This is a genomic window from Streptomyces odontomachi (assembly GCF_024435355.1).
GTDB lineage: Bacteria > Actinomycetota > Actinomycetes > Streptomycetales > Streptomycetaceae > Streptomyces > Streptomyces odontomachi.
Map to the genome: position 1 here is coordinate 1 of NZ_JAMJWG010000026.1, position 23,336 is coordinate 23,336.

The 23,336-nt window shown below is 71.5% G+C and carries 16 protein-coding genes; 8 read left to right on the forward strand and 8 right to left on the reverse strand.

Annotated features, from left to right (window positions below):
• Positions 1 to 70 precede the first annotated feature (70 nt).
• The 5 genes from NQO67_RS36645 to NQO67_RS36665 all read right to left on the reverse strand — a co-directional run bounded on the left by NQO67_RS36645 (position 71) and on the right by NQO67_RS36665 (position 6,454).
• Entirely contained in the window at positions 71 to 1,381 is a 1,311-nt protein-coding gene (locus NQO67_RS36645) for a DUF58 domain-containing protein (protein WP_255954784.1), read from the reverse strand.
• Between the two features lie 103 nt (positions 1,382 to 1,484).
• Positions 1,485 to 2,474, reverse strand: a complete 990-nt coding sequence (locus NQO67_RS36650; RefSeq protein ID WP_255954785.1) for an AAA family ATPase — start codon at positions 2,472 to 2,474, stop codon at positions 1,485 to 1,487.
• Positions 2,474 to 3,853, reverse strand: coding sequence for a DUF4350 domain-containing protein (locus tag NQO67_RS36655; protein ID WP_255954786.1), 1,380 nt, complete (start codon positions 3,851 to 3,853; stop codon positions 2,474 to 2,476). Before NQO67_RS36655 ends, NQO67_RS36650 begins: the two co-directional genes overlap by 1 nt.
• On the reverse strand, positions 3,850 to 4,578 hold the full coding sequence (locus NQO67_RS36660) for a DUF4129 domain-containing protein (protein WP_374119251.1): 729 nt from the start codon (positions 4,576 to 4,578) through the stop codon (positions 3,850 to 3,852). Before NQO67_RS36660 ends, NQO67_RS36655 begins: the two co-directional genes overlap by 4 nt.
• Positions 4,579 to 4,921: 343 nt before the next feature.
• Complete coding sequence (locus NQO67_RS36665) at positions 4,922 to 6,454, reverse strand: DUF7847 domain-containing protein (RefSeq protein ID WP_255954787.1); 1,533 nt, start codon at positions 6,452 to 6,454, stop codon at positions 4,922 to 4,924.
• 158 nt (positions 6,455 to 6,612) lie between these two features.
• Here NQO67_RS36665 and mtnA point away from each other — a divergent pair, with 158 nt between their 5' ends.
• Positions 6,613 to 7,887, forward strand: a complete 1,275-nt coding sequence (mtnA, locus tag NQO67_RS36670) for an S-methyl-5-thioribose-1-phosphate isomerase (protein ID WP_255954788.1) — start codon at positions 6,613 to 6,615, stop codon at positions 7,885 to 7,887.
• Between the two features lie 387 nt (positions 7,888 to 8,274).
• On the opposite strand, the gene NQO67_RS36675 is transcribed toward mtnA, so the two are convergent.
• On the reverse strand, positions 8,275 to 9,057 hold the full coding sequence (locus tag NQO67_RS36675; protein ID WP_255954789.1) for an SDR family NAD(P)-dependent oxidoreductase: 783 nt from the start codon (positions 9,055 to 9,057) through the stop codon (positions 8,275 to 8,277).
• A 623-nt stretch (positions 9,058 to 9,680) separates the two neighbouring features.
• On the opposite strand from NQO67_RS36675, the gene mtrA reads away from it, so the two are divergent.
• The 6 genes from mtrA to NQO67_RS36705 all read left to right on the forward strand — a co-directional run bounded on the left by mtrA (position 9,681) and on the right by NQO67_RS36705 (position 17,984).
• Positions 9,681 to 10,358, forward strand: a complete 678-nt coding sequence (gene mtrA / locus NQO67_RS36680) for a two-component system response regulator MtrA (RefSeq protein WP_255954790.1) — start codon at positions 9,681 to 9,683, stop codon at positions 10,356 to 10,358.
• 1 nt (position 10,359) lies between these two features.
• The gene (gene mtrB / locus NQO67_RS36685; protein WP_374119247.1) at positions 10,360 to 12,861 is read left to right on the forward strand and encodes an MtrAB system histidine kinase MtrB; all 2,502 of its coding nucleotides are present in this window, start codon (positions 10,360 to 10,362) and stop codon (positions 12,859 to 12,861) included.
• Between the two features lie 223 nt (positions 12,862 to 13,084).
• Complete coding sequence (locus tag NQO67_RS36690; RefSeq protein ID WP_374119252.1) at positions 13,085 to 14,923, forward strand: LpqB family beta-propeller domain-containing protein; 1,839 nt, start codon at positions 13,085 to 13,087, stop codon at positions 14,921 to 14,923.
• Between the two features lie 126 nt (positions 14,924 to 15,049).
• On the forward strand, positions 15,050 to 15,958 hold the full coding sequence (locus tag NQO67_RS36695; RefSeq protein WP_255954791.1) for a ComF family protein: 909 nt from the start codon (positions 15,050 to 15,052) through the stop codon (positions 15,956 to 15,958).
• 250 nt (positions 15,959 to 16,208) lie between these two features.
• A complete protein-coding gene (hpf, locus tag NQO67_RS36700) occupies positions 16,209 to 16,898 on the forward strand; it encodes a ribosome hibernation-promoting factor, HPF/YfiA family (protein ID WP_374119248.1) in 690 nt (229 codons plus the stop codon).
• A 315-nt stretch (positions 16,899 to 17,213) separates the two neighbouring features.
• The gene (locus NQO67_RS36705) at positions 17,214 to 17,984 is read left to right on the forward strand and encodes a response regulator (RefSeq protein ID WP_255954793.1); all 771 of its coding nucleotides are present in this window, start codon (positions 17,214 to 17,216) and stop codon (positions 17,982 to 17,984) included.
• Between the two features lie 34 nt (positions 17,985 to 18,018).
• Here the strand turns inward: NQO67_RS36705 and NQO67_RS36710 are convergent, their stop codons facing one another.
• Together NQO67_RS36710 and NQO67_RS36715 are read right to left on the reverse strand one after the other, a co-directional pair.
• Positions 18,019 to 19,287: a winged helix-turn-helix domain-containing protein gene (locus NQO67_RS36710; protein ID WP_255954794.1), complete on the reverse strand. Its 1,269-nt coding sequence runs from the start codon at positions 19,285 to 19,287 to the stop codon at positions 18,019 to 18,021.
• Between the two features lie 69 nt (positions 19,288 to 19,356).
• On the reverse strand, positions 19,357 to 20,100 hold the full coding sequence (locus NQO67_RS36715; RefSeq protein ID WP_255954795.1) for a GNAT family N-acetyltransferase: 744 nt from the start codon (positions 20,098 to 20,100) through the stop codon (positions 19,357 to 19,359).
• A 194-nt stretch (positions 20,101 to 20,294) separates the two neighbouring features.
• Here NQO67_RS36715 and secA point away from each other — a divergent pair, with 194 nt between their 5' ends.
• Positions 20,295 to 23,168 (forward strand): preprotein translocase subunit SecA, encoded by a 2,874-nt coding sequence (secA, locus tag NQO67_RS36720; RefSeq protein WP_255954796.1) that lies wholly within the window; start codon positions 20,295 to 20,297, stop codon positions 23,166 to 23,168.
• Positions 23,169 to 23,336: the final 168 nt, after the last annotated feature.

A 23,336-nucleotide genomic window follows, 5' to 3' on the forward strand; every position in this document is an offset into this window, starting at 1 on the left:
TTGCGTTTTACGGCGCGGCCTTTGCGTATTCGACGCCGAGTTTCTCTCGTATTCATACGGGCGGCGAGCACTACAGCAGTCCCGAGGACTTCAGTGACAGATAGGCGTCTGCCAGATCCGAGGCGAGATCATCGGGAACGGCGTCTACGACCGTCACACCGTGGCGTAGGAGCTGCTCCGCCGTGCGGCGACGCTCCTCCTGGGCCTGCGCAGCCGCTGCGGCCTGGTAGACGGCATCTGTGGTGCCGCGGTCCGCTGCCATGCGGGCGATATGAGGATCGGCGACCGAGGCCACGAGGACCGTATGGCGTTGGGTGAGCTGGGAGAGCACGGGAAGCAGGCCCTCCTCGACCGGGGCTGCGTCGAGGCTCGTCAGCAGTACGACGAGTGAGCGACGCGATGCTGAGCCGAGAGCAGTGGCAACAAGGCCCCGGGCGTCGGTCTCGACGAGCGCGGGTTCCACCGTGGCCAGGGCATCGACCATCGCCGGCAGCACATCGCCTGCCCTTCGACCCTGCACGAGGGCTCTGATCCCACGGTCGTAAGCCAGCAGGTCCACCCGGTCACCGGCGCGCGAGGCGAGTGCGCCGAGCAGGAGGGCCGCGTCCATGGCGGCGTCCAGGCGCGGGGCATCCCCGACACGGCCCGCCGACGTACGACCGGTGTCCAGGACGAGCAAGATGCGGCGGTCACGCTCCGGGCGCCACGTGCGGACGGCCACCGTGGACTGACGGGCCGTGGCTCGCCAGTCGATCGAGCGTGTGTCGTCGCCGGGGATGTACTCGCGCAGGCTGTCGAACTCGGTTCCCTCGCCGCGTGTCAGGACGCTGGTGCGGCCGTCGAGTCCGCGGAGCCGCGCGAGCTTGGACGGCAGGTGCTTGCGGCTGTGGAACGGAGGCAGGACACGTACCGTCCACGGAACCTCGTGGCCCCCCTGGCGGCAGAGCAGACCGAGGGGCCCGTAGGAGCGGATCGTGACACGGGCGGAGTGATGGTCGCCGCGGCGCGTGGGGCGCAGATGGGTGGTGAGACGGCGACGCTCGCCCGGGGGCACGGTCACGTCGTGTCGGGCGGCGGTGATCTCCGTTCCCGGAGCCCAACTGCTGGGCGGCCAGGCGTCCCGGAGCCGTGCCCGCAAGGGGCGACGGGTCGGGTTGGTGAGGGTGAGAGTGGTGGTGGCCGGCTCACCGAGGCGTACGGCCGTGGCGCCGGAACGGGCGAGACGGAGCAGCCGCACGGGGGCGGCCAGGGTGAAGTCCAAGAGGCACAGGACGACTAGGGGAACGTTGACGGCCAGGATGCCCGACCAACTGGGTGCGAGGACGCCAACAAGCAGAGCGGCGAAGGCCGCCAGCAGGGCGGTGCGTCCGGTGAGTGCCATGGATCCTCTGGCGGGTCAGCGGGTCAGCGGGTCAGCGGGTTGGCGGGTTGGCAGGTCAGCAGGTCAGCAAGTCAGCGGGTTGGCAGGTCAGCAGGTCAGCAAGTCAGCGGGGGACCGGGACTTGGGCGAGGATCGCGGTGATGACGGAGTCCGCGGTCACGCCTTCCATCTCGGCCTCGGGACGGAGCTGAACGCGATGCCGCAGCGTGGGCAGGGCCAGCGCTTTCACGTCGTCGGGGATGACGTAGTCGCGGCCGGTCAGCCAGGCCCACGCGCGGGACGTGGAGAGCAGGGCCGTGGCGCCGCGCGGGGAGACGCCGAGGGTGAGGGACGGTGAGTCGCGGGTGGCCCGACAGATGTCGACGACATAACCGGTGATCTCGGACGAGACGACGGTACGGGAGACAGCCTCGCGCGCCGCTTCAAGGTGTGCGGAAGTGGCGACGGGGCGCACGCCGGCGGCGCGCAGGTCGCGCGGGTTGAAGCCCTCGGCGTGGCGCTTCACTACGTCGATCTCGTCCTGGCGGGACGGCAGCGGAACGTTGAGCTTGAGCAGGAAGCGGTCCAGCTGGGCCTCGGGAAGTGGGTACGTGCCCTCGTACTCGACGGGGTTCTGGGTGGCGGCGACCAGGAACGGCTCGGGAAGCGGACGGGGGGTGCCGTCCACGGTGACCTGGCGTTCTTCCATGGCTTCGAGCAGGGACGACTGGGTTTTCGGCGGGGTTCGGTTGATCTCGTCCGCGAGCAGCAGGTGGGTGAAGACGGGGCCGGGTTGGAAGGAGAACTCGGCGGTGCGGGCGTCGTAGACGAGGGAGCCGGTCACGTCGCTCGGCATCAGGTCGGGGGTGAACTGGACGCGTTTGGTGTCGAGCTCGAGGGCGGCGGCCAAGGTCCGAACGAGGAGGGTCTTCGCGACGCCGGGGACACCTTCGAGGAGGACGTGGCCGCGGCAGAGCAGAGCCACGACGAGGCCGGTGACGGCGGGATCCTGGCCGACCACGGCCTTGGCGATCTCAGCGCGCAGGGTCTCCAGGGCGGCGCGGGGGTCGCCGGAGTCGGCTGCGGGAGGGGCGTTGTCAGTGGTCGGGTCCATCATGAATGGCGTACCTCTCGTTCGAGAGCGTCGAGGTGGTCGGCGAGGGCGATGAGCGCTGCGTCGTCGTGGGGTGGCGGGCCGAAGAGGAGTGCGTGCAGCTGCCGTTCCCGGCCGTACGGGTGGTCGGCGGGCCGGTGCGGTGGTTCGGAGGGGGTGCCGTTGGCGGGGGACCGGGCCGCCAGGGCGGGGAGCAGGACTTCGGGGGTGTGCGCCTGGGCGGGCGGAGTGCCCAGGAGGGGGGCGAGACGGGTGCGGGTGGCAGCGCGCAGGGCTGCGGCGGCGCGGTCCCGGGCGTCTGCTTTGCGGTAGAGGCGGGCGCGGCCCTCGGCGGCCTCGGATGCGTGGATGACGACGGGGAGGCGTTCGGGGACGAGGGGGCCGAGCCGGCGGGCGCGCCAGGCGGCGGCGAGGGCGACGGCGATGGTGAGTTGCAGGGCGCCCCAGAGCCACCCGGGCGGGATCAGATCGTAGAAGCTGCGGTGGCCACCGTCGGTGGCCTCCTGGTCGGTGAGTGTGGGGAGGTACCAGACCAGATGGGGGCGGGAGCCGAGGAGTTGCAGGGCCAGCGAGGCGTTGCCCTGCTGGTCGAGGCGATCGTTGAGGAGGATGTCGGGCGCGCCGATGACGATGGTGTCGCCCGCGTTTCCCCCGGCCGGGACGCGGACGAGGGAGGGCAGGCCGTCGCTGAAGTAGCAGGTGTTGGCGTCGGCCGAGGAAGTGTTGTAGCGGATGCCACCGGTGTCTGCCGCGCCCGCGCGCCGAGCCGCCGGCCAATCGCAGCCGGGGGCGAGCGTGGAGTCGAGACTGGGGGCAGGGTCCGCGGTGACTTCGGGCGCGAGCGTGTCGAGGGACGGCTGGCCGGGCGCGACGAGGACGGTGCGGCCACCGGAGCCGGCGGTGGCCGCGTGGAGCAGGTTTTGCTGATGGCCGGTCAGCAGGTCGGGGGAGGCCACGAGGAGGGTGGTGTTGGGGCCCGTGGCGGCCCGAGCGGCGGCGGTCGTGGTGACGACGCGGGTGGACACGCCGTTGTCGGCGAGCAACTCGGCGACGGCGCGGGAGCCGAATGGATCGGCGGAGCGCGGGTCGAGCCGGCCGTGTTGGGCGTCCGAGCGCAGCGCGGCGAGCACGACCGCCGCGACGAGGAGGACGACGGCGCCGAGCAGCAGCCCCCGGGCGCGGGCCCATACCTGACGAACGGTAGGAGAGACCGAGGTCGGCGTCGGCCGATGAGAGTCTTCGACCGGTGTGGGGCGGGGCTTTCCTTGCGCCGCCTTCGGCGCGGGCGGCTCATGGGCCGGTGCCGCGGGTGCCTGATGGGCCGGTGGCTCGGGTGGCTGCGGGTCGGTCGTGCCTGGGGTTCCTGGAGTCTGCGTCATGGGCGGTCGATGGTGGGGACGCCGGGTGTGGTGACCACGGGTCTGGCGCGTGCCAGGTCGTCGTCGAGTGCGGACAGGCGGTGGTACGTCTGCGGGTCACCGCTACGGCCGCCATATGTGACGTGGTCGAACTCGCGTGCGGCGGCATGCAGTCGATCTTCGTACGCCGGCAGTGCGGCTGCGGCCTGCGCGGCGGCCTCGTCGGCGGTGCGCCCGGGGAGGTGGTCGAGCAGGGCGCGTTCTTCCAGCGCGCGGACCAGGGCACGCATCCGTTCCTGCATGGCCTGGGTCCAGTGGCCCTGGGTGGCGTGTTCTTCGGCGGCGGCGCGGTGCTCGGCGGCGGTGCGGGGGCGGTGGTCGAAGAGTGGCGCGGGGGTCGTGGTGGGAGTGCGGTGTGGTGTGCCCAGGCGCCACCAGAGCAGTGCCGCGAGCGCCAGCACGGCGAGCACGATGACGAAAAGCCCGAGTCCGCCGCCGGGTGTGGCACCGGATGCTGCGGCGAAGAGGTGCTCCACCCAGTCCCAGACGCGGTTCAGGGCGCGCAGCAGCAGGCTCGGTTCGTGGTCGTGGTACATCCGCTTGGACAGCTCGTGCTTGGCGGCCGTACGGCCGGGGTCACGCGGGACGGTCACCGGCGGTCCGTCGCCGCCTTGTGACAGCAGACCTGTCGGGGAGAGCCGGAGGTGCGGGCGGCCCGCCGGGAAGAGTCCGCCTGCCGATGACAGCCCACCCCGCGGTGCTGGTGGGTCGGTGGAGGGCAGTGGGCCCGTCGGGGACAGCGGTCCCGTCGGTGACAGTAGGGACGTCGCTGACCGTGCCTGCGTCGGGAGCGGCCGGGGCGCCGGTGTCGGTGGCCCGGACGGGGCCAGCCGGTCGGCGAGGAAGACCAGTCGTGGACGTGGCGGCGTCCCGGTGCGCGGCGGAAGGGGCACCGGCGGCAGACCGGTGCGGGCCAGTGCGCCGGAGCCCGGCACGGCATCCTCCCCCGGCGCTGCGGCCGGGCCACCGGGGATGCCCGAGCCGGTGAGCAGTGCCGCCGTGAGCGGTCCCGCCGCGTCGGACACGGCCTCAGCCTCCGGGTACGGGGCCCGGCGCTTCGGAGCCGTAGCCCTGGAGGCCGGCAGCCCGGGCGAGTTCCAGGTCGAGCGCCTCGCGGCGGATGCGCTGGTCGATGTAGAGGAGCACGGCGACCCCGGCCGTGATCGGAATGGTGATCATGGAGCCGATCACCGATCCGAGGCCGCTGATGATCAGGTACGACCAGCCGTGGCTGCCGGTGCTGCCGAGCAGGCCACCTGCTGTGTCGCCGCTGACCGCGCCCGCGATGAGGGAAAAGGGAATGAGGATGATCGACGAGACGATGTTGGCGATGATCGTGGCCAGCAACTGAATGCCGAAAACGCGCCACCAGGAACCCTTGACCAGCTTGGCGGAGCGGCTCAGGGACTTCACCACGCTCTGCTTCTCCAGCATCAGCGCCGGCGACGCGAGCGCGAAGCGGATCGCCAGCCACAGTCCCACGATCACCCCGGCGAGCCCGCCGAGCATGGCGAGCGCGAGCGCTCCCCGTCCCAGCCCGGCCACGGAGAGCAGGAGGCCGGGCAGGGTGCCGACCACGACGACGGCTATGACCAGCAGCGGAAGCAGCAGTGTGAGCCCGAACAGGCGGGGCACCTGGGGTCGCGCGTCGCGCCACGCCTCGGAGACCGTCACCGCCTTGCCGAGCACGGCACGGCTGGTCACGGTCGTCAGCAGCGCCGTGGCGATGATCAGACCGAGCAGGCTGACGATCAGGATCACGCCCGAGCTGATCAGGGCGTTGCGCATCGCGTGGCCGATTTCGCCGAGGGTTGCGCTCTGGTCGTTGAGGGCGGCCGTGTCCACGGTGTCGTTGAGCACAAAGCCCTGAAGCAGGACGAGTACGACCTGGATCAGCACGGCCACGGACAGCGAGATGCCGAGGACCGTCCGCCAGTACGTGCGCATCGTCGAGACGGCGCCGTCGAGGATCTCGCCGACGCCGAGCGGGCGCAGCGGAATGACACCGGGCTTGGCCGCCGGTGGACGGCCCTGCCAGCCGCTGCCCCAGCCGGGAGGGGGGCCGCCGGGACCGCCGGGACCGGCGGGGCCTTGACCGCCGCCCCAGCCGGGGCCGGGTCCGCCGGGACCCGTCGGGCCCTGGCCTCCCCAGCCCGGGCCGGGCGGAGGCGGGGGCGGGTCGCTGGGGCGCGGTGTGCCGGGTGTGCCAGGTGTAGCCCAGGAGCCGGGCGGGGGCTGGTCCTTCGCCCACTTAGCGGCCGGACCTGCGGGGGCGGTGGAGGTGGCGGAGTCGGCTGCGGTGCCGTCGCCGGGTGCGGTGGCGGCGGCCGTGTTGGGGGACGTGTCGGTGGACGTCTCTTCGCCAGCGGCGGCCGACACTTCCTTGCGCTGTGCGCCCTGCTGTTCTTCGTGGGGCGTTTGCGGGGTCTGGCCGGTCGTGTCAGGGCGATCGTCCGGTGCCGTCGGTCCCGGGCCGTCAAAGGAGCCGGGCCGACCGTCGGGAGTGCCGGGTCGGTCGGAGGGGGCAGATCCGGGCGAGGCCCAGCCCGGAGTGTCGTTCATCTTCGCTCCTTCGCGGTGCCCGTCCGCGGTTGCGGCGGCAGGTTGGGGGCCATCGTGCCATGGGACATGCGCCATGGGACCGGGCGGAGTGCGCAGACCGGACAGCCGGGGCCTCGGCCACCTTCAATTGGTAGGTGGTCACCGGGCAGACTGGGGCGATGGCTGATCAGTACGCGCGACCCTCCCAGGGCCAGGCCCCAGGCTCGGCCGACAGACCCGCCAGTACGCCGCTGATCCCGGTGATCCGCTGGGAAGAACCCCCCGAAGGTCCCGTCGTGGTCCTGCTCGACCAGACCAGGCTGCCGAGCCAGGAAGTCGAGCTGGTCTGCACCGATGCACCGGCCTTGGTGCGGGCCATCCGGACCCTCGCGGTCCGCGGCGCCCCCGTGCTGGGGATCGCCGGCGCCTACGGGGTGGCGCTGGCGGCCGCCCGGGGCTTTGACGTGGACGAGGCCGCCGATGCGCTCGCAGGAGCGCGTCCCACCGCTGTGAACCTCGCCCGAGGTGTGCGCGTGGCACAGGCGGCGTACCAGAAGGCGCTGGCGGACGGCGGTGACCTGGCACGGGCCGCCGCGGCGGCGCTGGACGCGGCCCGCACGCTGCACCGGCAGGACGCTGAGGCCAGCAGCCGGATGGCCCAGCACGGTCTGGCACTGCTGGAGGAGCTGGTGCCCGGCGGTGGCCACCGCATCCTCACGCACTGCAACACCGGGGCGCTGGTCTCCGGTGGCGAGGGCACGGCGTTCGCCGTGGCCCTGGCGGCCCACCGGGCCGGCCAGCTGCGCAAGCTGTGGGTGGACGAGACCCGCCCCCTGCTCCAGGGCTCGCGGCTCACCGCGTACGAGGCGGCGCGGAACGACATGCCGTACACCGTCCTGACGGACAACGCGGCCGGAGCGCTGCTCGCGTCGGGTGAGGTGGACGCGGTGCTGATCGGGGCCGACCGCATCGCAGCCGACGGCTCCGTGGCGAACAAGGTGGGCAGCTATCCGCTCGCGGTGCTCGCCAGGTACCACCACGTTCCGTTCATCGTGGTCGCGCCGGTGACGACGGTGGACCTGGACACGCCGGACGGTGCCGGGATCGAGGTGGAGCAGCGCGCCGCACATGAAGTGACGGAGATCGCCCTCCCGCCGGCCTTGGCGGCCGTCGCAGCGGTGACGCCAGGGGCGAAGGGCGCAGCCGATGGGGCGAGTGTGCCAGGAGTCGGCGGAGTGGAGACCGGGGGCGCAGAGGCCGGCGGCGAGATTCCGGCGGCCACCATGGGCATTGCGCTCGCTCCGCCCGGAGCGCAGGCGTTCAACCCGGCGTTCGACGTCACGCCCCCGGAGCTGGTGACCGCGATCGTCACGGAAGAGGGCGCCGCGTCGCCCGTGACGGCCCAGGCGCTGGCCGAGCTGTGCGCCGGACCACGCCAGGCCGCGGTGGGGTGACCCGGTCGAGGTGCGGGGCCTGGCACGGGTGAGCTGACCGAGCGGTGGTGCAGGTGGCGGGACGCCGGGGCCGGCCCGGGCCGCGCCGACGGAGCCGCACGCGGCGGACACACCGGTCAGGTCCCGTCAGACCCTGACCGGCTCCAACCGGCACCAACTGGCACCAACCGGGCCCGACCGGGCTTGATCGCGCTCCTCAAGGCCCGATCAAGCCCGGTCGCCCGTCGTGCCTCCGCCACCCGCCACCCGCTACCCGCGTGCCGCTACCCGCGTGCCGCTACCCGCGTGCCGCTACCCGCGTGCCGCTACCCGCGTGCCGCTACCCGCGTGCCGCTACCCGCGTGCCGCTACCCGCCACCCGGCGGCCGGCCCGTCCCCGGCTGATCGTCACTGTTCCAAGAGGGAACGGTTCATGCCCAGATTGCTCACCAGCAGCCCGCCGTCGACCGGGAGCGTCACCCCCGTGATCCACGCTGCGTCGCGCGACGCCAGGAAGACCACGGCGGCGGCGATGTCGGCGGGCTCGCCCACCCGGCCGAGGGGGTAGTGGTCCTTGAGGTGTTCGAGGGCGTCGCCGCGGCCGGCCCAGGCGTTGGTGCGGACGGTGCCGGGCTCGACGATGTTGACCCGTACGCCGCGCGGGGCGCACTGGACGGCGAGGGTGCGGGTGAGGGAGGCGAGCCCGGCTTTGGCAGCGCTGTAGGCGTGGCCGCCGAGGAAACGTTCGGCGTTCACGGAACCGATGTTGACCACGGCGCCGCGGCCGCCGGCTGCCGCCAGATGGGGCAGGGCGGCGCGTATGCAGCGGTAGGCGCCGTGCAGGCAGATGTCGAAGTCCAGGTACCAGGAGTCGTCGTCGTACTCCTCGAAGCGGACGGGATCGCCCGTGCTGGCGTAGGCGTTGTTGACCAGCACGTCGAGGGTTCCGAAACGGTCGACGGCGCGCTCGACGGCGGCCACTACTGCTGCGGGGTCCGCGACGTCACAACCGTAGGGCTCGGCCGAGCCGCCCTCGTTGCGGATCGCTTCGGCCACCCGCTCGGCGCGCGACGGGTCGCGGTCCGTGACGAGCACGCGCGCCCCCTCGGTCGCGAAGCGGTGCGCCGTTGCCTCGCCGATGCCCTGGCCTGCGCCCGTGATCAGAACGCAGTAGGTGTCGAATCGCCTCATGACGTCACCGTAAGCAGGGCACGTGGGCCCGACCAGGGTGCGATACGCGTTCTCGATCGCCCTGCCGGAACGGCCCCCTCCTGGGGGTGGGCCGCGACTATGCTCCGAGCATTGCCTGGGGTCGCCCGGCACCGAGGGCTCGCAGACGACTCCGCGGGACCCTACGAACGACCGATTGTCCGACTGACCGACCGACTGACCCCGACCGACTGACCCCGACTGACCGGCTGATCCGCTGCTCGACGAGCCGCCGTGGGACCGGGAACCGAGGGCTGACGGCCGAGGGGGCGAGGAGCGTCCCGGGGCACAGCGGTCGCGTGGCGGCTGCGACGGCGCGGCAGGGGGAGCGGCAGGGGGAGGCGAAACGGTGAGGGGACGGGGAGAGGGAACGGATCACGGAAGAGGGCAGGGGAATGGCCGGTTCAGGGGGGCGGCCACCGCATACGGGCACCACCTGTTCGGCGGCGGAGACCATCGCGTACCGAGTCCGGTCTACGACGCCCCTGCCGTCGCCGGCAGCGGACCGTGGCGATCACCTGTCCATCGAAATGATCGTCGCCGCAGGTCAGTGAGGTGGGTCACGCACGTGCACGATTCGAAAATGAAAATGGGATGATGTCGTTATGAAGGGACGAGTCCTTGTCGTCGACGACGACACCGCACTTGCCGAGATGCTCGGGATTGTGCTGCGTGGTGAAGGGTTTGAGCCGTCGTTCGTCGCTGATGGCGACAAGGCGCTCGCCGCTTTCCGGGAGACCAAGCCGGATCTGGTGTTGCTCGACCTGATGTTGCCCGGTCGGGACGGCATCGAGGTGTGCCGCCTGATCAGGGCGGAGTCCGGCGTGCCGATCGTCATGCTGACCGCCAAGAGCGACACCGTCGACGTGGTCGTCGGCCTGGAGTCCGGCGCGGACGACTACATCGTGAAGCCGTTCAAGCCGAAGGAACTGGTGGCCCGCATCCGGGCACGGCTGCGTCGCTCGGAGGAGCCCGCACCGGAGCAGCTGACCATAGGCGACCTGGTCATCGACGTGGCCGGGCACTCGGTCAAGCGGGACGGGCAGGCGATCGCGCTCACCCCGCTGGAGTTCGACCTCCTGGTGGCCCTCGCCCGCAAGCCGTGGCAGGTCTTCACCCGTGAGGTGCTGCTGGAGCAGGTCTGGGGCTACCGCCATGCCGCCGACACCCGCCTGGTCAACGTTCACGTGCAGCGGCTGCGCTCGAAGGTCGAGAAGGACCCCGAGCGCCCGGAGATCGTGGTGACCGTCCGTGGCGTCGGGTACAAGGCCGGGCCGAGCTGACATGTCGCGGGACGACGGAGCCGCTCCGGCCCCCGGCTCGCCGGGAAGCCGCCCGGGGCGGCCGGTCGGCCTCGGCAAGGCGATGCAACAGATCAAGGCGGCCAAGCAGATCAAGGCGGCCAGGCGGGTCAAGGCGGTCTGGCAGGCCAGGGCGGTAAGCCTGGTCGGTTCGGTCGGTCGGCCCGGGTCCGCCGAGCAGGCCGGGCAAGACGGGCAAATCGGTCGAAACGGGCGAGCCGGGCGGAATGGGCAGGCAGAGGAAGCCGGCCGCGTCAGGACCGCCCAGCCCCCGCGAGCCGGCCAGGCCGACGTGGCCAGGCAGGTGTCGGCCGGGCAGGTCAGGACGGGCCGGCGGGTCACGGCGGCCAAGCAGGTCAGGCAGGTCAAGCACGGATTCGGGCGGCTCGTGGAGGACGGGCTGCTGCTCCAGGGGGGCGTGCAGGGCAGCCCGGTGCTCCGCCTGTTCACCCGCTGGGTGCGCCGTCCGCTGTTGCCCGCGGCGCGTCTGTGGCGGCGCAACATCCAGCTTCGGGTGGTCGCCACCACCCTCCTCATGTCGCTCGGCGTCGTTCTCCTCCTCGGCTTCGTCGTCATCGGGCAGGTGCGCAACGGCCTGCTGGACGCGAAGGTGAAGGCCTCGCAGAGCCAGGCGGACGGCGGTTTCCGCGCCGCCAAGGACAAGACCGACACCGCGGCGATGGACAGCGGCGGCCAGGCGGGTACGCCGGACTCCGACGGCTGCCTCGGGCAGAATGCGGCAGCCTGGATGAACTGCCTGGTGAGCCAGCTCTCCAGCGGCGGCCAGAGCGCCTTCGACGTGGTCACCCTGAACCCGGGCGCCGACGGCTCCGCCGCCGGAGTTCGCGGGCCGCGCGCCTCCGGCGGTGTGGACCCCATCGAGAGCGTGCCCGAGGACCTGCGCAGCAGGGTCGCCCACTCCGCGGGTGCCTCGCAGAGCTACACCCGGATCAAGTACAGCGACGGCCAGGACTCCCAGCCGGCGCTGGTGATCGGCAAGCAGCTGAACGGCCTGAACGGCGACAACTACCAGCTGTACTACCTCTTCCCGCTGGCCCAGGAGGAGAAGTCGCTCAGCCTGGTCAAGGGCACCCTGGCGACCGCCGGACTCTTCGTCGTCGTGCTGCTCGGCGCCATCGCCTGGCTCGTCGTCAGGCAGGTGGTCACGCCCGTGCGCATGGCCGCGGGGGTCGCCGAGCGGCTCTCTGCCGGGCGCCTCCAAGAACGGATGAAGGTCACCGGCGAGGACGACATCGCACGGCTCGGTGAGGCCTTCAACAAGATGGCGCAGAACCTCCAGCTCAAGATCCAGCAACTGGAGGACCTGTCGCGGATGCAGCGCCGCTTCGTCTCGGACGTCTCGCACGAGCTGCGTACGCCCTTGACGACGGTTCGGATGGCCGCCGACGTCATCCATGAGGCCCGGACGGACTTCGACCCGGTGACCGCGCGCTCGGCCGAACTGCTGGCCGACCAGCTGGACAGGTTCGAGTCACTCCTCGCCGACCTGCTGGAGATCAGCCGCTTCGACGCGGGAGCGGCCGCGCTGGAGGCCGAGCCGGTCGACCTGCGGGACGTGGTGCGGCGCGTGGTCGGCGGTGCCGAACCACTCGCCGAACGCAAGGGGAGCCGGATTCGCGTCCTCGGCGACCAGCAGCCCGTGGTCGCCGAGGCGGACGCCCGGCGCGTGGAGCGGGTGCTGCGCAACCTCGTGGTCAATGCCGTGGAGCACGGCGACGGCAAGGACGTGGTCGTACGGCTCGCCACGGCGGGCGGCGCGGTCGCGGTGGCGGTGCGGGACTACGGAGTCGGCCTCCGGCCCGGCGAGGCCACCCGTGTCTTCAACCGGTTCTGGCGCGCCGACCCGGCACGCGCCCGCACGACGGGCGGCACGGGCCTCGGGCTGTCCATCGCCCTGGAGGACGCCCGGCTGCACGGCGGCTGGTTGCAGGCCTGGGGTGAGCCCGGCGGCGGCTCGCAGTTCCGGCTGACCCTGCCGCGCACGGCGGACGAGCCACTGCGGGGCTCCCCGATCCCGTTGGAACCGGACGACTCCCGCCGCAACCGCGGCCTGAACGAAGCCGGGCTGCCCGAGGGCGGTGGCTCGCCGCGCGGAGGCGCAGGTACCGGCTCGTCGCAAGGAGCCGTCGAGCCGGCGCACGGGGGTGCAGAGCAGGCGCACAAGGGTGCGGTGACGGCGTCCGGTGGTGCAGTGGCGCCACGCGATGACGCGGATGACTCGGATGACTCGGACGGCATGGGGCACGGAACGCGGACATCGGAGCCGGAGAGCGGTCCGGGTGCCGCGCCGCGGGCGCAGCACGACGGTGCGCGGGCGCAGCACGACGGTGCGGCGGACACCGCGGCCCTTGGGGCGACCGGGAGTGCGTCACCGGCCACTGCCACCCCGGCCCGGGCCGGCCAGGGCGTAGCCGTCGGACCGGCAGATGGGCAGGTCACCGAAGGAGAGGCCACTCGTGGGTGAGGAGCAGCCCTGCGACGGGCGGCAGGAGCGGCCCGGCAGCGGGTGGTGGGTCCGTGGGCGGTCGGACGACGGGCAGCCGGAGGAGCCGGAGGACGCATGGCCGGAAAGACCGCGGCGCGGCAGCGCGGGCGAGCCACAGCGTGACCGGACAGGGGCGGTACGGCGTGGCGGGGGCCGGCCGCAGGATGCCGTCGCCCATGGCGGTACGGCGCTGAGGCGGCCCATGCGTACCGCGCTGCTGCTGGGCTCGGCCGGCGCACTGCTGGCCGGGTGCGCGTCCATGCCGGACAGCGGGGACCTGCGCGGGGTGGAGGTCTCACAGCGGCCGGATTCGCAGGTACGGGTCTTCGCCATGCCGCCGCGTGGGAACGATGGCCCCGACGAGGTCGTACAGGGCTTTCTTGAGGCGTTGACCAGCGATGATCCTCAGTTTGAGATCGCTCGCAAGTATCTGACCAAGGACGCGTCCAAGAAGTGGCACCCGGAGCGTTCCACCACCGTCCTTGCGGACGGCCCGAACGCCGAGGCGATCAGCGACCACAGCAGCTACGGCGCTGAGAACGGCCGCCAGTTCGCTCTCAAGGGCCACCGGCTCGCGGTCGTGGACGCGCAGCACGCGTACCAGCCCGCCGAAGGCAACTACAGCGAAAGCGTGCACCTCAGCCACGAGATCAGCGGGGGCCACCGCGAGTGGCGCATCGACCGCCTGCCGACCGGGATCGTGCTCGGCGCCTCCGACTTCCAGCGGATCTACCAGCCGGTCGACACGTACTACTACGCCGCGCCCGCCGGCTCCGGCTCCTCCGAGGCCGGCGCGGCGAGCAGCACCGGCACCCAAGGGGCGCTGGTGGCCGACCCGATCTACGTACGGCAGCGGGTCGATCCGGTGACCCAGACACTGCGGGCCCTGCTCGCTGGGCCCACGAAATGGCTTGATCCGGTCGTTCAGACGGGTTTCCCTGCCGGAACGCGTCTGAAGGCGGGCGTCACGGGATTGGAGCCCGACGACCAGAACACGCTCAAGGTGCCGCTGAACGCCAAGGCCGACCGGGTCGGGCGGGCCCGTTGCGAGCAGATGGCGGCGCAGGTCGTCTTCACCCTCCAGGACCTGACGTCGACCGGAGGAGCCCAGGTGACGCTGCTGCGTTCGGACGGTTCGACGCTGTGCGAGCTGTCCGCGGACGGTGCCGAGGCGGTCGCGCCGCGCCACAGTTCCGGCGGCGCCGCGTACCAGTACTTCCTCGACGCCGACCACCGGCTGATGCGGATGACCGCGGCGGGCGGCGATCCGCGGCCGGTCCCGGGACCGTTCGGGAGCGGCGCGAAGGAGCTGGGCAAGGTCGCGGTCTCCCATGACGAGGACCGTGCCGCGGGAGTCTCCCCGGACGGGCGGCAGCTCTACGTCACCGATCTCGACGCACAGTCCTCACTGGGCGATCCGGTGCTGCACAGCCGGGCCGACGCGAAGGACGAACGCCTCACCGCGCCCAGCTGGGACGGCCACGGCGATCTGTGGATCGCCGACCGGGACCCGGACCGTCCGCATCTCCTGGTCCTGGACCATGGCACGGGCGACCCCGTCGAGGTCAGCACACCGCGGCTCGACCCCGGCCGGATCGAAGCGGTGCGGGTGGCGGCCGACGGCGCACGGATCGCGCTCCTCGTCGACAAGGACGGCAAGGAGCACCTGTACGTCGGCCGGATCGAGCGGGAGGACGACGCCGGCGAGAGCACGGTCAGGATTGCCGGGCTGCGCCCGGGAGCGCCCCAGATGGAGCAGGTCACGGCGATGTCGTGGGCGGGCGGTAGCCGTCTGGTGGTCGTCGGACGCGAGTCCGGCGGCGTGCAGCAGGTGCGCTACGTCCAGTGCGACGGCTCGGCGCCCGCGAGCGGAGTGCTGCCCGGTCTCACCGGCGTGGCGGAGATCGCGGCGGCCGACGACGAGCAGCTTCCGCTGGTGGCGCTCTCGGACGACGGGATCGTCCGCATGCCGCAGGGTGCCCCTTGGCAGACCGTCGGCAAGAGCGGGGTGGACGGCACGTCGCCGGTCTATCCCGGGTAGCTACGCCCACCCCCCGGGCCGCCGTGTACCTCGCGGCCTCGTCGCGCGTCGCGCGCCGCGAAGTTATCCACAGGGAGTTATCCACAGGGGTGACAGGGCGGCGGGCGCGTTGGCACAGTGGTGCGCATGAGGGGGTGGTGGCAGGACCTCATGGACCTTGTGGTGCCGGCCGAATGCGCAGGCTGCGGGCGGTCTCGTACGACACTGTGTGCCCGATGCGAGCGGGCGCTCCACGGCGGGTCGCCGCGCCTGGTGCGTCCGGTTCCCGAGCCGCCGGGGCTGCCCGCCGTGCACGCCGCCGCGCCGTACGCGGACGAGGTGCGCGCGGTGTTGCTGGCCCACAAGGAGCGCGGTGCGCTCGGCCTCGCCGCGCCGCTGGGCCGGGCCTTGGCGGGGGCGGTACGGGCCGGCCGGTGGCAGTCCGCGCCGGCGGCCGGACGGTCCCCGCGGGGCCTCGACGGCTGCTGGCTGCTGGTGCCGGTGCCGTCCGCGCGGCGGGCGGTGCGGGCCCGGGGGCATGACGCCGCGTGCCGCATCGCCTATGCCGCGGCGGGCGTGCTGCGGCGCTCCGGCGCCCCGGTGCGGGTGCTGGCGGCGCTACGGCAGCGGCGCGGCGTCGCCGACCAGTCGCGCCTGGGCCCCCGGCAGCGTCGGGCGAATCTTGCCGGCGCGCTGGAGGTGACCGCCGGTGCGGAGCGGCTGCTGCGGGGCGCACGCCGGATCGTCCTCGTGGACGATCTCATGACGACGGGGGCCTCCCTGGCGGAGGCGGCGCGCGCCGTGCGGACCGCGGGGGTGGAGGGGACGATCACCGCAGCCGTGATCGCGGCTGCTCCCGGTTCGTTCGGGAAAGCGGAAGCGATCAGCCCGGAAGGGAAGGTTCCGGAAAGGTGTGATCCGGCGGCGCGCGAGTGGATAACGGGGCGGCTGGAGGGGAAGAAGCGGGAGACCAGAGAGGTCTCGCAGCCGGCGAGTGCTGGTGAAGCTGGTGAGGGTCGACTCACCGGGACGGAGGTATGGCGAGGAAAAGGGTGACGCCATCCGCGCAGGCGAGATATGTTCGATTGTGAGGAATGGCAGATATCGTCCCTTATGTATCGAAACCCTGAAATGCCGGATTTCGAGCTCAGGTCATCACTCGAACCGGTGGGGTGGGCTTCTCGCCCGCGGGGGAAGAGGAGGTGGACGTCACCGAGTCCGACGCCCCGGGCCCGTCCGGGGCTTGGTTGGTGCACAAGGGAGCTGCTCCGCAACGAAGCGGAGCATTCCGGGAACGGAGTTCTGCGTGGACATCGTCGTCAAGGGCCGCAAGACCGAGGTGCCCGAGCGGTTCCGGAGGCACGTGGCCGAGAAGCTGAAGCTGGACAAGATCCAGAAGCTCGATGGCAAGGTGATCAGCCTAGACGTCGAGGTGTCCAAGGAGACCAACCCCCGCCAGGCCGACCGTTGCGAGCGCGTGGAGATCACGCTCCGCTCGCGCGGACCGGTGATCCGGGCGGAGGCATCGGCCAGCGATCCGTACGCGGCGCTCGATCTGGCGACGGACAAGCTGGAAGCACGGCTGCGCAGGCAGCACGACAAGCGGACGCGCCGCGGCCACGGCAGGGTTTCAGCCGCCGCGGTTCCCGAACACGTCCCCGAGGCGGCCGAGTTCAACGGCGACGGGACCATCGCCAGGAAGGAAGAGCCGGACGCCGTCCCCACGAAGAAGATGGGCTCCCTGGAGGTCATGGGCGAAGGCCCGCTCGTGGTCCGGGAGAAGACCCACGTCGCGTCGCCGATGACACTCAATCAGGCGTTGTACGAGATGGAGCTGGTCGGGCACGATTTCTATCTGTTCGTCGACTCCGAGACGAAGGAGCCGAGCGTCGTCTACCGCCGTCATGCCTACGACTACGGCGTCATCCACCTCAGCACCGACCCCATGATCGCCGGGACGGCATCACCCGAGGCGGGCGACTCGCTCGGCGGCTGAGGCGGCCGATCCGGCGGACCTGCCGACGCGGCCGGTCAGCCTTCCCGCAGGCTGGCCGGCCCGCCGACAACCCCCATCTTCCGCCCCCGCGGCGCGGCCTGTGAGGACCGCACCGCCCGGGCCCGGTGCCCCTGGAGCGCGCGTGTGCGCCCCAGGGGCGCCCCCGTGCCCCGACATCCACGGGCTCACCGTCGCCGTACTGTCACCTGGGCATGAAATCATGGGCGTCTGCCCAACCGGGGTGTTGCCGACCCGGCTTGGACCAGGACCGCACGGCAGCGAGCAGACGGGCCATGGCCTTCAGGGGGAGGAACGATGGCGGACAGTTTCGGACCACTGCGCGGCGCCCACCACCTTGACGCCAAGGCCGCCGCGGACGAGGCGGAGGAAGGGGCAGCCGGGCCGGACGCGGATGCGCCGGACCGGGAGCCGATCCGGGTCCTCGTGGTGGACGATCACGCCCTCTTCCGCCGGGGCCTGGAGATCGTGCTGGCCACCGAGGAGGACATCGAGGTGGTCGGGGAGGCCGGCGACGGCGCCGAGGCCGTCGACAAGGCGGCCGACCTGCTTCCCGACATCATCCTCATGGACGTCCGGATGCCGAAGCGCGGCGGCATCGAGGCGTGCACCTCCATCAAGGAGGTGGCTCCCAGTGCGAAGATCATCATGCTGACGATCAGTGACGAGGAGGCCGACCTCTACGACGCGATCAAGGCGGGCGCCACCGGCTATCTCCTCAAGGAGATCTCCACCGACGAGGTGGCCACCGCGATCCGGGCCGTCGCCGACGGGCAGTCGCAGATCAGCCCCTCCATGGCGTCCAAGCTGCTCACCGAGTTCAAGTCGATGATCCAGCGCACCGACGAGCGCCGTCTGGTCCCCGCGCCGCGGCTCACCGACCGTGAGCTGGAAGTGCTCAAGCTCGTGGCCACCGGGATGAACAACCGGGACATCGCCAAAGAGCTCTACATCAGCGAGAACACCGTGAAGAACCACGTCCGCAACATCCTGGAGAAGCTTCAGCTGCACTCCCGGATGGAGGCGGTCGTCTATGCGATGCGCGAGAAGATCCTGGAAATTCGCTGACCGCGCGGGCGTCCCCGGCCTTCTGCGGCGTCCGTCATCGCAGGGCTCGGGCCAGCTCCTCGCCCAGGGCGGTGCGCAGCTCCGGGGCCTCCACGCGCTCCAGGCGTACATCGGAGCAGCCCACCCAGCCCGCCGCCTCGACCAGCGCTTCGGCCACGCCGCGCAGCGCCTTGCCGTCGGTCCGCGACAGGGACACCTGCTTCGCCACGAGCGTGCTCCCCTCACGCGCCGGGTCCACCCGGCCCACCAGCCGCCCGCCCGCCAGCACCGGCATCGCGAAGTACCCGTACACCCGCTTCTGCCGGGGCACATAGGCCTCCAGCCGGTGGGCGAACCCGAAGATCCGCTCGGTTCTGGCGCGCTCCCAGACTAGCGAGTCGAACGGTGACAGCAGGGTCGTGCGGTGGCGTCCGCGCGGCACCGTCTCCAGAGCAGCGGGGTCGGCCCACGCGTCCATGACCGCCGTCCCCGAGGCTCCCCCCGCACGCGCGGCGCGCCCGGAGCCGCCCCGGGCGCCGCTCGACGTCCTGGACCAGCCCACCACCCGCACGGGGACCAGGCCGGAGTCCGCGATCACCGCATCGACCTGCTCGGCCTTCAGCCGGTGGTAGTCCGCTATGTCCGCACGGGTGCCGACGCCGAGTGACCGGCCGGCCAGGCGCACCAGGCGGCGCAGGCACTCCCGGTCGGTGAGGTCGTCATGCCGGAACTCGGCGGGGATGGCGCGCTCCGCGAGGTCGTAGACCCGCTTCCAGCCGCGCCGCCGGGTGCACACCACCTCGCCGTACATCAGCGCGCGCTCGACGGCGACCTTGGCGGCCGACCAGTCCCACCACAGGCCGCCGTTCTTCGCGCCGCCCAGCTCGGTGGCGGTGAGCGGGCCCTCCGTGCGGAGCTGCTTGATCACCTGGTCGTAGGCGCCGTCGGGCAGGTGGTGGTTCCAGTGCGGCCGGGCGAGGTAGGCGCGGCGGCGGAAGGCGAAGTGCGGCCACTCCTCGACCGGGAGCACGCACGCGGCGTGGGACCAGTACTCGAACGCGTGCGGGGCGGCGCCCGGGCGCGGGTTCCAGTACGCGTCCTCCACGGTGCGGCGGCCGACGGCGCCGAGCCGCGCATAGGGCACCAGCTCATGGCTGCGGGCCAGCACGGAGATGGTGTCGAGCTGCACGGCGCCGAGGTGACGGAGCACCCCCTGAACGCCCCCCTTGCGGTCCGGCGCGCCCAGCAGCCCCTGTGCGCGCAGCACTATGCGGCGGGCCTCATCGGCGGAGAGCTCGGCGACCGGTGGCGGCAGACTCGTCATGCCGCACACGATAAGGGCCGCCACTGACAATCCCACCCGGATCCGCCCGCCCCACCGGCCGGGCGGATGTCAGGCCTGGCGCTGCGGCGTCGGGAGGTATGCCTGGGCCGAGCCGAGCCCCAGGTCGGAGGGGAGCAGCGAGCCCACCCAGCAGTCACGGCGCACCCCCTTGTTCACCAGGCCAGAGCGCAGCACGCCCTCCATGGTGAAGCCGGCCCGCTCGGCCACCGCACGCGAGTCGGCGTTGCCCACCTCGGCCCGCCACTCCACCCGGTCGATCGCGACCCGGGTGAACGCCCAGCGGGTCAGGGCAAGGGTCGCCTCGGTGACGTATCCGCGTCCGCGGTGCTCCGGAGCCGCCCAGAACCCGATCTCGCCGGTGCCCAGGCCGCGCAGCGTGATCCCGAGCATCGCGACGAGCGGCACCGTCCCGTTCCCCCCGGGCCGACCGCCCCGCGCGGCCCACTCTGCGGAACCGTCCCGTCCGCCCCGACCGGCACCCGTCCCGGACACGCCCGTAACCGCCGGATCCGGCAGGACCGCAGCCGCCGGGGGCGACGGGCGTGCGTCCACCGAGCCCGATACCGCCCCGTTCACCAGAAATGCGCCGAATGTGAACATCGTCCCGGTGCGCCAGCCGTCCGGGACCTGCTGGGTCAGAAAACTCTCCGCGTGCTCGGGCAGATACGGGGACGGAACCGTGGTCCAGCGCCTGATGAGGGGGTCCTGGCAGGCCGCGAGTACGGCGGGTGCGTCCTGCGCGCCCACGGTCCGCAGCAGCAGCCGGGCGGTGGTCAGTGTCTCTGGTTCCATCTGGTGATTCTGCGCGTGGCACAGTGGGCACGCCATGGCTTTTCGGTGCGAGCGTGCGGCACTTTCCCCGACTCCCGGGCGTTGTCCGTGTGGCCGTAGATGCGGCAGACCTCCCGGGGCGGCGGGGTCCTCGCATACGATGGCCGTTGCCCAACCGACCGCGCCAGGCCCGACCGGCAAGGAGACCGAGCCCCGTGTCCGTCCTCACAAAGATCATGCGTGCAGGTGAAGGCAAGATCCTGCGGAAGCTGCACCGTATCGCGGACCAGGTCAACTCCATCGAAGAGGACTTCGAGAGCCTCTCCGACGCCGAGCTGCGGGCCCTCACCGACGAGTACAAGCAGCAGATCGCCGACGCGCTGGAAGCCGAGTCGGACGAGTCCAAGCATGACGCCGTCCTGAAGAAGGCCCTCGAAGACCTGATGCCCGAGGCCTTCGCGACGGTCCGCGAGGCCGCCCGCCGCGTCCTGGGCCAGCGGCACTACGACGTGCAGGTCATGGGTGGCGCCGCGCTGCACTGGGGCCATGTCGCCGAGATGAAGACCGGCGAGGGCAAGACCCTGGTCAGCACCATGCCGGCCTATCTGAACGCCCTGTCGGGCCGCGGTGTGCACCTGATCACGGTCAACGACTACCTGGCCGAGCGCGACTCCGAGATGATGGGCCGCGTCCACAAGTTCCTGGGCCTGTCCGTCGGCTGCATCCTGGCGAACATGACGCCGGCCCAGCGCCGCGAGCAGTACGCCTGCGACATCACCTACGGCACGAACAACGAGTTCGGCTTCGACTACCTCCGCGACAACATGGCCTGGTCCAAGGAGGAACTCGTCCAGCGTGGCCACAACTACGCGATCGTCGACGAGGTCGACTCCATCCTCGTCGACGAGGCCCGCACCCCGCTGATCATCTCCGGCCCCGCCGACCAGGCCACCAAGTGGTACGGCGACTTCGCCAAGCTCGTCCTGCGCCTCAAGCGCGGCGAGGCGGGCAACCCGCTCAAGGGCGTCGAGGAGACCGGCGACTACGAGGTCGACGAGAAGAAGCGCACCGTAGGCATCCATGACTCCGGCGTCACCAAGGTCGAGGACTGGCTGGGCATCGACAACCTCTACGAGTCGGTGAACACCCCGCTGGTCGGCTACCTGAACAACGCCATCAAGGCCAAGGAACTCTTCAAGAAGGACAAGGACTACGTCGTCATCGACGGCGAGGTCATGATCGTCGACGAGCACACCGGCCGTATCCTCGCCGGCCGCCGGTACAACGAGGGCATGCACCAGGCCATCGAGGCCAAAGAGGGCGTGGACATCAAGGACGAGAACCAGACGCTCGCCACGATCACCCTCCAGAACTTCTTCCGCCTCTACGACAAGCTCTCCGGCATGACCGGTACGGCGATGACCGAGGCCGCCGAGTTCAACCAGATCTACAAGCTCGGCGTCGTCCCGATCCCGACCAACCGTCCCATGATCCGCAAGGACCAGTCGGACCTGATCTACCGGACCGAGGTCTCCAAGTTCGACGCGGTCGTCGACGACATCGCCGAGAAGCACGAGCTGGGCCAGCCGATCCTGGTCGGCACCACCTCGGTCGAGAAGTCCGAGTACCTCTCGCAGCAGCTGACCAAGCGCGGCGTCAAGCACGAGGTGCTCAACGCCAAGCAGCACGACCGGGAAGCCGTGATCGTCGCCCAGGCGGGCCGCAAGGGCGCCGTCACGGTCGCCACGAACATGGCCGGCCGCGGGACGGACATCAAGCTCGGTGGTAACCCGGAGACGATGGCGGAAGCCGCGCTGCGTGCCCAGGGCCTCGACCCGGAGGAGCACATCGAGGAGTGGGCCGCCGCGCTGCCCGACGCGCTGGCGAAGGCCGAGCAGGCCGTCAAGGAGGAGTTCGAAGAGGTCAAGGACCTCGGTGGGCTCTATGTGCTCGGCACCGAGCGGCACGAGTCGCGCCGTATCGACAACCAGCTGCGCGGCCGCTCCGGTCGTCAGGGCGACCCCGGCGAGTCGCGGTTCTACCTCTCCCTCGGCGACGACCTGATGCGGCTGTTCAAGGCCCAGATGGTCGAGCGCGTGATGTCCATGGCCAACGTCCCGGACGACGTGCCGATCGAGAACAAGATGGTCACCCGCGCCATCGCCTCCGCGCAGTCCCAGGTCGAGCAGCAGAACTTCGAGACCCGGAAGAACGTCCTCAAGTACGACGAGGTCCTCAACCGGCAGCGTGAGGTCATCTACGGCGAGCGCCGCCGCGTCCTGGAGGGCGAGGACCTCCAGGAGCAGATCCAGCACTTCATGGACGACACCATCGACGCCTACGTCTCCGCGGAGACGGCCGAGGGGTTCGCCGAGGAGTGGGACCTGGACCGGCTGTGGGGCGCCTTCAAGCAGCTCTACCCGGTGAAGGTCACCGTCGAGGAGCTGGAGGACGAGGCGGGCGACCGCGCGGGCCTGACCGCCGAGTTCATCACGGACGCCGTCAAGGACGACATCCGCGAGCAGTACGAGGCGCGCGAGGAGCAGCTCGGCTCCGAGATCATGCGTGAGCTGGAGCGGCGCGTGGTGCTGTCGGTGCTGGACCGCAAGTGGCGCGAGCACCTCTACGAGATGGACTACCTCCAGGAGGGCATCGGCCTGCGTGCCATGGCCCAGAAGGACCCGCTGGTGGAGTACCAGCGCGAGGGCTTCGACATGTTCACCGCCATGATGGAGGGCATCAAGGAGGAGTCCATCGGCTACCTGTTCAACCTGGAGGTCCAGGTCGAGCAGCAGGTCGAGGAGGTCGAGGTCGAGGAGACCGAGGATGCGGTGGCCCTCGAAAAGGAGGTGGCCGACGCCGTCCCCGCCGGTGCCGGCGCCCGTCCCGAGATCCGCGCCAAGGGCCTCGACGCCCCGCAGCGCCCCGACCGCCTGCACTTCTCCGCGCCCACCGTGGACGGCGAGGGCGGTGTCGTCGAGGGCGACTTCACCAACGACGACACGGGCCCGGTCCGCTCCGAGGCGGACGGCCTGACCCGCGCGGAGCGCCGCAAGCAGCAGAAGGGCGGCCGACGCCGCAAGAAGTGACGTCGCAAGAGTCGCTAGAGTCGCAAGAACTGACGGTTCCCGGCGAGACCGGGCATCCGTAGTCCATCGGGCTCATCCGGGGCCGGGCATCCTTGAGGGTGCCCGGCCCCGGCGTTTCGGCAGGGTGCCCGGCCCGGCGTTTCGGTGCGTGGTGTTGCGGCCGTCGTT